The 13269-nt window shown below is 48.4% G+C and carries 9 protein-coding genes and 1 pseudogene; 1 reads left to right on the top strand and 9 read right to left on the bottom strand.

From position 1 onward, the window contains the following. Positions 1–147: 147 nt before the first annotated feature. The 9 genes and pseudogenes from NKT06_RS30220 to NKT06_RS30260 form a co-directional block, all read right to left on the bottom strand. Positions 148–1227, bottom strand: a complete 1080-nt coding sequence (locus NKT06_RS30220; RefSeq protein WP_253441813.1) for a DUF1835 domain-containing protein — start codon at positions 1225–1227, stop codon at positions 148–150. Positions 1228–1297: 70 nt separating this feature from the next. Then, the gene (locus NKT06_RS30225; protein WP_253441815.1) at positions 1298–1957 is read right to left on the bottom strand and encodes a TVP38/TMEM64 family protein; all 660 of its coding nucleotides are present in this window, start codon (positions 1955–1957) and stop codon (positions 1298–1300) included. Between the two features lie 275 nt (positions 1958–2232). Next, a pseudogene (locus NKT06_RS30230) lies at positions 2233–2676 on the bottom strand (HNH endonuclease); the annotation flags it as partial. A 1241-nt stretch (positions 2677–3917) separates the two neighbouring features. Further along, positions 3918–4067, bottom strand: a complete 150-nt coding sequence (locus tag NKT06_RS30235; RefSeq protein WP_253441817.1) for a hypothetical protein — start codon at positions 4065–4067, stop codon at positions 3918–3920. A 184-nt stretch (positions 4068–4251) separates the two neighbouring features. Further along, positions 4252–5427 carry an acyltransferase gene (locus NKT06_RS30240; RefSeq protein ID WP_253441819.1) on the bottom strand — a complete coding sequence of 392 codons (1176 nt, stop codon included), beginning with the start codon at positions 5425–5427 and terminating at the stop codon, positions 4252–4254. A gap of 281 nt (positions 5428–5708) precedes the next feature. Further along, complete coding sequence (locus tag NKT06_RS30245) at positions 5709–7055, bottom strand: cryptochrome/photolyase family protein (RefSeq protein WP_253441821.1); 1347 nt, start codon at positions 7053–7055, stop codon at positions 5709–5711. 27 nt (positions 7056–7082) lie between these two features. After that, the gene (locus tag NKT06_RS30250; protein ID WP_253441824.1) at positions 7083–8246 is read right to left on the bottom strand and encodes a response regulator; all 1164 of its coding nucleotides are present in this window, start codon (positions 8244–8246) and stop codon (positions 7083–7085) included. A gap of 100 nt (positions 8247–8346) precedes the next feature. Next, positions 8347–11442, bottom strand: coding sequence for an ATP-binding protein (locus tag NKT06_RS30255; RefSeq protein ID WP_253441840.1), 3096 nt, complete (start codon positions 11440–11442; stop codon positions 8347–8349). A gap of 293 nt (positions 11443–11735) precedes the next feature. Then, positions 11736–12155, bottom strand: a complete 420-nt coding sequence (locus NKT06_RS30260; protein WP_483311603.1) for an SRPBCC family protein — start codon at positions 12153–12155, stop codon at positions 11736–11738. 264 nt (positions 12156–12419) lie between these two features. On the opposite strand from NKT06_RS30260, the gene NKT06_RS30265 reads away from it, so the two are divergent. After that, on the top strand, positions 12420–13187 hold the full coding sequence (locus tag NKT06_RS30265; RefSeq protein ID WP_253441842.1) for a class I SAM-dependent methyltransferase: 768 nt from the start codon (positions 12420–12422) through the stop codon (positions 13185–13187). Positions 13188–13269 lie beyond the last annotated feature (82 nt).

Genomic DNA, 13269 nt, shown 5'->3' on the forward strand with positions numbered 1-13269 from the left:
GAAATTATGAACATCTGGTATCGGAGACACTTCGTGATAATCTTCCTGATTGTGGAAGTGAAGTAAATGCTCAGATCTTCCGTTTTATTTCAAACTTTTCGATCACGTATCTTGTTTTCTATCTGTACGTTTCAGCCTTAGTCCCTTTCAGCGTTCGGCAAGCCGAACACTGTAATACCTCATTGCAAGTGGCTTTCCATCCATCTCAAGTTGGCCTTGCAGCACCAGTTGTCTTAGACGGTACTCCACGAACGCATCACCTATATGCTGGCTGCTCGTCCCAATCACTTCGCCCACAATACGAGCTGCTCGGATATACTTGCCTGGCTCCCAGTTCGGTGTCAGTTCCCTTACCTTCTGCATAATGTACTCGTCCAACGCATCTTCAGGTAGACTTCGAATCTCACCATTCTCCATCATACGCAATAGTCCGGGCTGTACCGAAAGTTCCAGCCAATCCTGTTCCAGTTGGAGGCGTTCTTGCTTGGACAGCGGCTTTTGCTCAGAGCAGACTTGCCACATCGCCAGAAGCTTTTCCGGAAGAATCTCGCCTGTGTGGAACACATCATATTGAACATCAGGTCTATTGAATAATTGCTGATATAAGCCGCTCGTTTCGATCAGATATATACGACTCTTACTGCTGCGCAATAGATGCATCGCATAGAGCAGTCCCGTCTTCTCACGTGCATTATTCGAATACCAGATGATGATTGACGTCTTGGAATCAATAGAATGCATTGTGGAGCTAAGCTCAAATATTGATTCAAGTTCATGCATGGCATAAGCCTCGCGGTCACTGAGACACATTCGTTCGGTCAGCCAAAGATACCTGCGCTGCAAATCTGCACGATGGGTCAGATCACCTAAAGGACCCACAGCATAATCATCATCCATAGAGAAAAAGCTCCGCTTTTCCTGATTAGGTAATGTGCTCATTCCCATTTTCAGACTACTCAGAGGTGATTCTCCAAACGTAATATGAATTTCATTTGGTTTGTCGGTCTCAGCCAGAGCTTGTTGTTCCAGCAATTCCAGATCAAAAGAGGTATCCATATTCCGAAACAGAGACTGTACCGCATCCGCAAAATCCACCTTTTCGCCCTGCTCTTCCTGCCGCTTGACCACGTGTGCTGATTTCATATAAAGTACACGCAGGGCTGAACGAAGTTCATTCTCATTCATGCGATTCAACAATCGACTGAAAGCAAAGATATCATCAATCATGCTGATCCTCCTCCTTCAAGCTATCGTCAATATTGACAGAAAATATATCTGAACACTGATATTCCTTTGTTTATGAGGAGATTGATTTTCCATCTGGTTGATTCAGATCTTGTAGATTCTCGCGTTCTGAAGATGACCGGGTAAAGTGTCGCTCCAGTTTGCGGCTTGCCCACAGGGATACCGCGATGAAGAGCAATACGCCCACCCATCGTACAGGGTGCTCCAAAAATTGTTCCACATTGGAACCGATATACGTAACAGAGAAGATCATGATCGCTTTACCACAGCCCACCGCAAGCAGGAAGGATAACAATCGCATTCGCGCGATACCTGCCGCCACATTAATAATGACAAACGGACCTACCGGGAAGATACTCAGCAGAAAAACATAACTGAATGCATTCCTTCGAATCCATACCATGCTGCGTTGCACACGAGGTTTGCGTGCCCATCGCTCTACAAAGGCGGATTTCCCAATCTCCCGCACAATCAGGAACGTAACGGTACAACCGAGCACCATGCCGATCCATGAATATAAAAACCCTGCCCACAGACCATATACCGCACCGTTCACGCCCACAATCAACAGCGTTGGAAGCGGTGGTACAAATGATTTCATAAACGTAAGCAAAATTCCCGGTAACGGGCCGAAAGAACGAAACTTCTCCAGCCAGAAACGAATATTTTCTTCCGTAATATATGACATAATATCCAATGCTGCTGGGGTCATTTGCATCCATCCAATCTATACAATCTAAATTCTTAGGTTTGATGTTCACTATACAATACATTTCATCATTCAACTGAATGATGAAGCTTCTTTCGCAACTCCCTCCCAGTATAACGTACATCTTCGATGAACACCGTTGTCAATTTGAAGAAATTATTGCACAGTGAACTGAATTCCCATCAAAATCTAAATGAAATCCAAAAAGCACACCTCGACCCTCTTGTGGTCTTGGAGTGCTCTTCATATCAAAACCCCGATTCCATGTTCGGGGGCATTTATCCTTCTTCCAGCTGCGCTTCCTGCATGGCCAGTTCAATCAATTCTGCCTGATGGGCAGCATTCCATTCGGGAATCCCGGAACGCATGAACTCTTCGGCATCCATTGCCGCTTTGGACTGGTTGCAGAGATTGCAGGCGCAGACACAGTTAAGTGGGGTGGTATGTCCACCTTTGGCACGCGGCAGCAGATGGTCGATTGTATCCCCATACGATCCACAGAAGTAACAGGTGTAGTGATCCCGCGTCAGAATATATCGCTTAAAATCCTTGTTGCTGAACAATCGGCGAATCGTGTATCGATTGACCACCACAGCAGCTTTTTCCTTCACCAGCGTGACCGCAAGCTCCATGTCCACTTCCTGATGCCAGCGTCTGCCCTTGTCGGTCTTGCCTCGCATCCGTACCATGCCTTGCCGGTTGGTCCGGAGCGAAGCCGGATCTTCCGGGTCGATAGCGACCGGGGCCGCCGGCGTCTGGCGGCGGGGACGGCCGTCCATGCCAGCCCCGTGACTACGGCTGGCATGCGCGGGTCGCTGCCCGGATGCACCGCGGGCAGCGTCTTCGCCGTTCGCCTTGGGCGCACGCTCCTTGCGCGCCTGGCGCGGCTTGGCCCCTGGCGAGCCAGGCTGGCGCACGGGCGCAGGAGGCCCTGCCTCCGCAGCAGCCCCCAGCGCTTGCCCCGGCTCGCGCCTGGTGGCGGCAGGCTGTGCCTCCGCCGCCGTAGGTGCAACGACCGTGGTGGCATCGCCACGGTCGCTCAGTGCCGGCGCATGGGCCTCAGCAGCTACGCTGCGGGTCTGCCCTGCGCCGGGCGCGAGCGCGCCAACACGCTTGCGGCGCCGCTTACGCTTGCTTTTGGCTGCGGTCGGTTGATCCGCAGCCATGGGCTCTGCTGCCGGGCCTTGCGGCTCAGCAGGCAGCAGAGCTTGGTGGGCCGCCGCAGCTTGTTCGGCGGCCTGCCCTGCAGCGGCAGCTCGCGCGCCAGCCCGCTGTGCAGTGCCCTTATCATTCGCAGCAGCATGACCCTCCTGCGAATGCCCTTCTTCCCCATGCCAGCGCTCACCTGGCTGTGGCTTATCTCCTACCTCACCCGCCAAACCATCCTGCTCCAGACTAGCCTCTTTCTGCTCATTACCTTTCATTCCCTCTATACGCTTGCTCTTCCTCCGTCTTCTCCGCTTCTTCCGAATTCCCGAAGAATAGGGAGAAGAAATCACCAAGTCAGCATGTTCATCGCCATCCGAAGATGTCGAATCCAATGTAGGTTGAAGCACCCGACTTCGATCTGGCGCAGCTGCCATAGCAGATCCCTGCTCCATACCATGAGCGATCTGACCTGCTTCATTTTTCGCAGAGACAGACGGTCTGGCAGTAACCGCACGGGTCACCATGCCATCCCGTTGACGCTCTATCTGTTCACCTGTGTCCTCGATTGAACGAGTACCGTGATCAGCCTGTCCACCATGCTGACGACAGCTGCGGCAGGCTCCCCGCCTGGCTCCGGGACCTGCCCGCTTTCCGGTTCTGCGCCGGAATTCGGACATCGGCCGCTGTTGTCCGCAATACATACATGTTTTGCTCAGTCGCGCTTCTTGTTCCGTCTTTCCTTGCCGGAAAGGGGCTGGACCCGTCTCCATGTTGTCACCTCGGTTCCGTATGAATCCGGTTTCTTTCTATTGTATCACATCTGCTCGTGAACACCCTCATGGCCATAGGCCTGATAATCTTTCGAGTTGTACTCCTGTGTCTGTTCATTACATTCGTGAAGAATGTGTTCCACATATTCCAATATATCCTGCATCGGTCTCCCGCATTTTTCGCATGTTGTCATGTTATTCACCTTAACCCTGTTATCTATAATGTATTATCGTTCCGCCTTATGATTACCCTTCAACCAGGAAAAAGAAACACTCGTTCCCCATATCTAGCATATCCGTATAGATAAAAAAAACGCTTCTTGTTCTCCCCTAAGGTCGACCAAGAAACGGTTTATTATTCCTGTATTGGAAAAGATCTTATCGAACGTCCAGTTGTCCCGATTTCTGTTGAGGTACCAGTCGCGGTTTCGGTTTCGGCAGATTGCCAAAGATGACCCATGCATATGGAACGAACCTTGCCGTCAATCCAACGACAATCCACGAAGCGATCAGAGCTACACCGAATCCTCCGGCATACCAAAGATGCACTAACCAGGAGACTCCTGTTTGCGGTGGAAATTCACGATACACCAGCAGGAAGAAGGGATGGATCAGATAGATCCCAAACGACAGAGCCCCAAGCCGGTTTAACGGCTTCACGATCAGTGATGGCCCTTTGCGATAGAGCAGATAAGCGACCTGGATCAGTACAAGCGCACAGGCGAAAGTATGAACATTCCAGAAGAATTCATACCACAGTGTGTTATACGTTGCGATCTTCAGACGCAGCAGATAATAGATATACACATGTCCAAGTCCGGCAATGATCCACACCGCCCAGAGCAGAATCCATGAAGCTACGCGCCCTTTGGTTGCATTGGCCCGGCTGATGACGAACCATTGCTTGATTTTAGGGAAATACACCCCAATAAAAGCACCCAGCATAAAATAGGAAAAATACGAGAACGCCCAGCTTCCCTTGTTGGGTACCTGGAATCCATATTTATTACTTACGATGAATGCCCATTGAATCAATAATCCAATCGGTACAGACCATTTCACCACAGAAGGATATTTCTTAAGCAGCCATAATACCAATGGGAATAACAGATAGAATTGCATATTAATGAATACAAAGTACAGATGAGTATATGCTTTCCCCGTAAACAACTTCGTTATGAAGCTTACAGTCGATTCGCCGAACGGTCGACCCTGATAGTGCGTAAAGTGCAGGATAACAAAATACATCAATGAGAACAGGAAATATGGAAGCAAAATATACACGAATCTTTTCTTGTAAAAGTTACTCACGAGTTTCTTGTCCAGCGGACGGGAATAATAGTTATAGAACAGCACGAAACTACTCATAAAAATAAAGGTTGGCGTACCATATTTCATAAATATATTGATAAAGTTGTACAGCCAGTAGTAGCCTGAGCCCGTCATGTCCACCGTCGCATAAGACGTGGAATGCACGCACAGTACGCCGATAATTGCCATGGCACGTACCAGATTCAGCTCTGGAATTCGCTCTCTTTTCAGTGTTTCACTCATGTTCAGGTTTCTCCTTCATGTGTTCGTCAATATGTCAGATATGACTTAATACATTAAAGCTCTCTATCTATTAAAAGCCATATTGCTTAAGAAGGGTAGTCCAATTTCTTAATAATTCCTAAATTTTCAACACATTTCACACTATTTTCATGTCTATATATGTAAAAAAGACCGCGAGTACGCGGTCTTTCCAACATCCTGCTTACAACCAAATAATTGTTGGTTCAACCGGATGAGAATGGTAAATTTGGGTTAGAGGCATAAACCTGCCCTGCCTGAGTCTACTTCCCACGACTCGCCAGAATCTGTTTGTACACCTCAATTGCTGCCTGTCTCGATGCCTTCAGATCCACAATGGCATCTTTGCGCGGCTGATGGATGTCTTTGCAGTGCAAGTCTTTCAATTCAGGCAACCACTTGCGAATATAATCGCCTTGCGGATCATATTTCTCGGATTGCGTTACCGGGTTGTTCACCCGAAAATACGGAGCCGCATTCTCCCCAAGCGAGGCACACCATAGCCAGTTACCACGGTTCTGAATGTTATCATAGTCACTCAGCTTGCGCCTGAAATAGGCTTCACCCAATGTAAACGGGCATTGCAGGTTTTTGGTGAGAAACATCGCCGTGAGAATCCGCAACCGGTTCGGCATATGTCCGGTTTCATTCAGTTCCGTCATGGCTGCATCAATAATCGGAATGCCCGTCTCCGCCCTGCACCACCGTTCAAAATGATCGTCATGGAGAGACGAGAGATCGTACACCTTTTCATATGTAAAATAGTGACTCTCATAGACCGCCCGATACAGATAGAAGTCGCGGAAACACAGCTGCCTGATCCACTCTCCAGCTTCCGCCGTGCGATTCGCGGCATCGTACATTTTGCGGATAGACACGGCTCCAACCGCTACATACGAGCTGAGATGACTCGGCTCGTAAGCCTCATACTCATCTCGATGATCCCCATATTCAGCAATTCGATCCGATAAGAATTGATCCAGTAGCAGATGCGGGTCCTCGTCATTCGAACCACTGTCCTCCAGCAACTCTGAAGGTACCCTCATCACATCCGGCCATTCAATCGGACGATCGCTCACCCTCAACTCGGCAACCGTTGTTGCCGAAGGAGGATTGGGATGTTCATTCATGAATTCCACCCACCGCCGATGAAAAGCCGCAAATACCTTATAAGGCTCCGACTTGCCCGTGAAATTCGCGAATCCATTCAGATCCATCAGCAGATGATCCGTCAGTTGCGTGAAGGAAACCTCGTGTGCCTCGCTGACTTTGCGTATGGCCCTATCCCGCTCAATTGCATATGGCGTCATGTCCCGATGGACGACAATCTCATCGATCTCGCCTTTGAATTCGTTCAGGATAAAATCAACCACTTCAGCCGGTTTGCCATAAACAACATGCAGTTTTCGTTTGGCTTCAAGATACTGCCTGCCTAATGCCGCTGCATGCTGTCTAAAATTCACACCGCTGTGTTCCTTCTCTCGACCTTGCCGCAGGAGAAATGAATCATAGATGAGAACATGCACACTCTCTTCTTCGTGTTCCCGCAAATAATCGAATGCCGCCAGATCATCCGTACGCAAATCTTTACGGTGTATGAATAGCTTCATGCCTCACCCTCCTGTCTGAATTCATGTTTATTTATCCGTTAAATTCTGATATAACCTGCTTGTCTCCGGCTCTGGCTGATGTCCCAGATCCTCATTCAGGGTCAATGTAAATGAATGATATAAACGAAGTATGCCTTGCTGATCATCCATGGATGCATACACTTCCATCATGAGTCGGCAAATTTCTTCCGAATAAGGCTCCCGTTCCTGCAATAACGTTAATTGCTCAATCGCTTCCTTGCCACGACCATGCTCCATATCCCATCTCGCGATATCCATAACCAGCCCTGTATACTTGCGTCTGAGTTCTCTTGCTTTGGCCTGTGCCCAACGATAATCATGCTCTTCCAGATAATCGGCACGATAGAGTGGAATCATATGCCTCAAATCATCGACATTGTCTGATGTGATGGCGTTGTAGACCATGGCTTTTTCAAATTGATCCACATCACTTACCAGATTGCCTGATAACAGACGATAGCGGTTCATATTGTACTCCAGCTTGCCTGTCATGTTCCATTCCTTAAAAAGCTTTCGAATCTGGTACACGGAGGTATGTAGATGGGTTAGACCTTTTTCCTGGGAAACATCACCCCATAGCTGATCAAGCAGAATCTCCTTGCTTACCCACTCTTCCCTGTGATGAAACAAAAAAGCAAATAGTTCCTGCGCTTTGGTTGTGCGCCACTTATGTTTCTCGGCACCCTGATCAAGACTTCTATAGATATCCAGATGTTTGAACGTCAGCAGCCCTGGAACTTCCGTATCCAGTTCCACAGAGGCAGGTTCCGATGCCTGTAGCTCGGCGGTGGCTGCAACCTGGGAATTATACGACATTATACCCGCGATCCGATCAATGGTTTTGGCCAATCGTGCGGAGCTTACCGGTTTAAGCACATAATCCAGTGCATGCAGTTCGAATGCTTCCACTGCATGGTCCGCATAAGCCGTCACAAAGATGATGCGAATACTCTGATCCAATTGCTGTATATATTCAGCCGCTTCCAGGCCATTCATTTCCGGCATTCCAATGTCCAAAAATACAACATCTACACGTTCCTTTGCCAGAAAATGCAGACCATCACGAGCCGTTGAAAAACATTGCACGGGTGTAATTCGTCCGTCCGTTCGTAGTAGGCGCTCCAGATGAAGCTGCGCTGGCTTCTCATCATCGATCACAATGGCTCTCACCGTTCTTTCAGCCTCCTGCCATGAAAGATTCAATAGGAATACCGATTTTATCGGCATCCGCTTTATTAGTCTGTTAACCATAATTGCTTAACTCGGCACATTATTTGGCATAATCCACCTTTTGCACAGGGATGCGGAATCGGATCTGCGTGCCTTTACCCACATGGCTATGAATCTCCAGTCCCTGACCATAGAGAGACGTCAGGCGACGGTTTATATTTTGCAGCCCGACACCTCCAGGACCTTCGGTGTTCCCAGACTTGACCTGAGCCATACGCTCAGGAGGGATACCCACACCATCATCCTGAACCTGTACGACCACATGCTCACTTTCTTTGAAAATCCTAAGATGAACTGTCCCGCCGGCTGCCCGCTCCATCACGCCGTGTCGAATGGCATTCTCCACAAGCGGCTGGATGCTGAGAGGTGGCAGATAGAGCTGCACGTCCGGTTCCACCTCATATTCAACCACCAGTCTTTCCTCAAATCTGGCCTGTTCCAGATGCACGTAAGACTCTACCAATTCCAACTCTTTGGTCAAAGGAACAAGCTGCTCCCTGTTCTGGAAGTCAAAGCTTCCACGCAGGTAATGACTCAATTCAATCAGCAGATCGGTTGCTTTGTCCGGATTCACTGCACAGGTCGCGATAATGACATTGAGTGCATTATATAGAAAGTGCGGCTTGATCTGGGCCTGCAAAAAGGCCATTTCAGTGCGAATAGCTTCCTGTACCGAACTCCGCATTTCAATTAACGTCCGAACTCTAGCTCGCAATTCACCAGCATCCACCGGTTTGCTCAGGAAGTCATTGGCCCCCGCCTGAAATCCATGTTTGATATCCTCAGGCAATCCTCGGGCGGTCAGCATCAGAATCGGCAACTCAGACAAAGAACTGTGCTCGCGCAGCTTGCGACATAACTCAAGCCCGGACATTTTGGGCATCATCCAGTCCGTAATAACAAGATCAATGGACGGGAATTCTTCTCGGAGTTTCAATGCAGTGGACCCGCTGTCCGCTGCAATCACACGATACCGTTCCGTCGATAACAGGTTAAGCAAGACCTGTCGATTGACGGGATCATCGTCTACAATCAGAATCGTGTGCTCCGCTTCTGCAAGATCTTCCTGCTCATCTGACTCTCTTATCACAAGCTCCTTTGCCTCCGCCCCTTGTGCAGCAACATATCGTGCCTCAGTTGGTTTCGACTGAGATTGCAGCAGCGGCAACTTCATAACAGGCAGGGTGAAATGAAAGGTCGAACCTTGCCCCGGCTCCGATTCAACCCAGATCTCACCTCCGCCAAGCTCGACAAGTTTTCGTGTAATACTCAGACCGAGTCCAGTTCCATCATTCACCCGCTCCACTGTACCGTTACTCTGCTCATACGCCTGGAAAATATCTTCTTGTTTGTCCAGGGCGATGCCCACCCCCGTATCAGCAACCGATACCTTCACCCAGTCCCCTTCGACACTGGCGTACAATCGAATCTCACCCTGCTCAGTATACTTATAGGCGTTACCCAGCAGGTTATACAAAACCTGTCGGAGACGGTCTTCATCTGCCTCAACAAGCGGCAACGACTGGGGCCATTGCTGAATCAATATAACTGGCTTGTCCTCAAACGTGAAACCCGAGACTTCAACTACAGTACGAGCAACGGATTCCAGATCAACAGCTACCCGTTTCAACTCAATCTCACTATTTTTTAATTTGGAAAAATCTAAAATGTCGTTAACCAGCAGTGAAAGGCGCTTGCCGGTTGAAGTAATCATGGACAGATTTTTGGCTTGCTTGGGTGTGACTGCTCCGGCCGCCCCTTCCAGCATCGATTGCGCAATATTAATGATGCCATGCAGGGGAGTTCGCAGCTCATGAGACGTATTCGCCATGAACTCGTCCTTGAGGCTGTCAATGGCAAGCAAACGCTCCGACAGGGCTTCCACGTCGCGGAATGATTGTGCGAAGCGGATTGCGGTCACAATCATCTGGGCAAATACAAATAATAAAAGTTCAATCAGCGCAAAGAACGCTGTGTCTAGGGTAGTGAACGCACCAAGCGTATGCAACACAACAACCATGAGTATGCTCATCATGCTCACCAATGCAACGTGGCTATCATTCAGCTGCCCTTTTAACCAATAGAACATGGCTCGCAGCGCATAGAACATGACAACAAGCGAGATCAGCAACATAGGGAGCTCGAGCATCGAGAATATAGCCGGAGGGAGCGTAAGACCCACAATGGTCTGGGTAACGATTAGCACGACAGCCAGACGTACAAACCACTGATGAACTGCTCCTGGCACACGGGCATCCATATACCGAAGCAAAAAGTAATAGGCAAAGGCTGAGCTAAGGAGCTGAATTCGAAGCATCTCATTATTGGTCAGAAACGGTACAAACGTTCCAAGTAACTTCTCCCCATGTGTCAGAGCGTATAACGCACCGGAAAGGCTGAATAATCCGAGGAAACGTAGCTCCTTCTCCGTACGCCGTAATCTGAACAGAAGTAGAAAAAAGGCGGCAGGCAAGATAAAGCCGAATAAGGTCATCAGATCCTTGAGCCAATCTTGTTGCTGGCTTTTCAGAATACTATGCTCGTCTCCAAACAAAATCGGCGCTACAATGCCCCCAGAGGAATAACTATAGTTCGATACCTGAATGATAATGTCAGCCGTGTTGCCTTCAATGGACGTGAACCCTGTAAAGGGCAGGTTTAATTGTACATCTATGTCCGGGGTCTTTCCTGGCAGGCCTTTGCCGCCAATCTCTTTACCATCGATAAATACCCGGTGAGCCATGCGTATATTCTTCGTGCGTATGCCATAATCATTTTTCGTCGTTCGGGGGGGAAGCTGGACTTGCATATGATAGGTTCCATAACCATGTGCTTGCCCGAGAGATTTGTTCCATCGGGCCGGGACCTGAGTGCCAGACGAAGCCGGCAATGGCTTGCGACCAGATACACTCGCTTCAATATCTGCCGGGCTCAGTAACTGCCCAGGGTAGAAATCCCAGACTCCCTTTAAAGACGCTGCACCCTTGCGATCAAAGTCCCATTGGGTCAGGTCAATTTTTCCATCCGTAGCCTGGGGGTTACCCCGCTCGCTAATTAACGTCTGGGCAATCCAGCCCAGCGGAAAAATGACAATGCATATGAAACTTATGGTCAGCATAATCCAGTGTTTTCTCATCTATGTATTCCTTCCATCCACAAGGGCGAGAGACGTCTAATTTTGTCGTTTTATTCCTATAAATCATTTTAAACGTTTCCAGTGCTCACTGAAATAGTTTCCGTATCATAATCGGTTAACTTCCTTATAATTTGAAGGTTTTCTGTCTCTTTCCGTTGAATCTTAGTACATCAAAGAACCCCAGGCCGATGTTCACCCGAATAAACGGGCGAGATGTCCTGAGGTTGATTGAATGAATAAGCTTAGATGATGATCTTTTTTTGAATCTGATTCTGGAATCTGAATCTCACTGATTATTTAACAACTTGGGCAAGCTTCTGAACAATTCCGGCCCATCCTTGTTCCATACGTTCCCGCACCATGGCATGTGCTTGTCCAAACTCGGTTAGTTTATCCGCATCCCAGCCGCTGTGAATCAGTGTGAAATCCGTACCTTCCGGCTGTTCATTCAGTTGGAACGTCAACGTCCAGTCCTTACCCCAGCGGAATGACAGCTTGTGCAACGGTAGAACTTCCGTCACCTGACATGGTGATTGACCGAAGGGGCCTGCTTCCAATATAAACTCGTGCCCTTCCACGGGTTCCAAATTGCCTGGCATGAACCAAGCCTCCAGTCCTTGCGCGGTCGAGACCATCTCCCACACCTTCTCTACAGGTGCATGGAGCACAAGTTCCTCCCGGATATCCGGTAATGCGCTTGATGATGATTCCACTCGTATCGCCTCCTTGGATATATTTATTCATTGTTTGGGATTTTAAGATTCATGTCAAATGGGTTCATATAACGGACAAAAAAGGTGTTGACCTCTATTGTGATCTCACCCCATAATTGGAATATACTACATATAAGGTGCGTGATTTCCTATGATAGTCTGCTCTGAAAAATCCAATTCCAACCGTTGCCGGAAGGGATAATCTTAACAAGTTCCTTCCACGTTTGCAATTCATTATATCAAAATGTGGGGGACACCTATACTATGTCATTCAGTTATTACGGTCCATTATGCACCGCCGTTTATGATCTAACCAAACCCGTGGGACACTCCTTGGGAGGAGACATTGAATTCTATCGCCATTATCTTCAAGGCTGCAAAGGACGGATCCTTGAAGCCATGTCGGGATCAGGCCGAGTGCTCATTCCTTTGCTTGAAGCAGGCTTGAAGGTGGATGGAATTGATTATTCAACCGATATGATTGAATCTTGCCGTTCTCGTTGCACCGAGCGGGCATTACCTATGCCTGAGCTGTTTGTTGCCAATCTGGAGAAGCTCGACCTTCCGCACCGATACGAAACCATTATTATTCCTGGAGGTTCCTTGCTCCTCATTCAAGACAGAGAGGCTTCGATTAACGCATTGCGTAATCTATTTCAACATTTGGTACCTGGCGGCAGGCTCGTGTTTGATCTGTTTCTACCCGATGTGACACAGCCCTCTTCGATAGAAACATCAACCGTTCCATTACCCGATGGTGATACGATCACAGTAGAAGTCAGAACCATTGAAGTGAACCTTCTAAACCAATATAAAACAAATCTGATTCGCTACGAACAATGGCATCAGGGTCAACTTGTCGCTACAGAGATGCAACAACTCACGCTGCGTTGGTACGGCATAGAAGAGTTACGCCTGATTCTCGAACACATTGGTTTCTCTGATATTAAAGTGTACGCCGACTTTAACCCGGATCAGCCACCTACACAGTCGAATCAAAAATTCGTCTATGAAGCAACTCGAAGAGCATAATCATCCGTAATTGAGTGTACTTGCTTCTCATCATACAGATAAGGCCACAGCATAAGGTTTAACCCATGCTGTGGCCTTTTTT

Source organism: Paenibacillus sp. 1781tsa1, from assembly GCF_024159265.1.
Lineage (GTDB): Bacteria > Bacillota > Bacilli > Paenibacillales > Paenibacillaceae > Paenibacillus.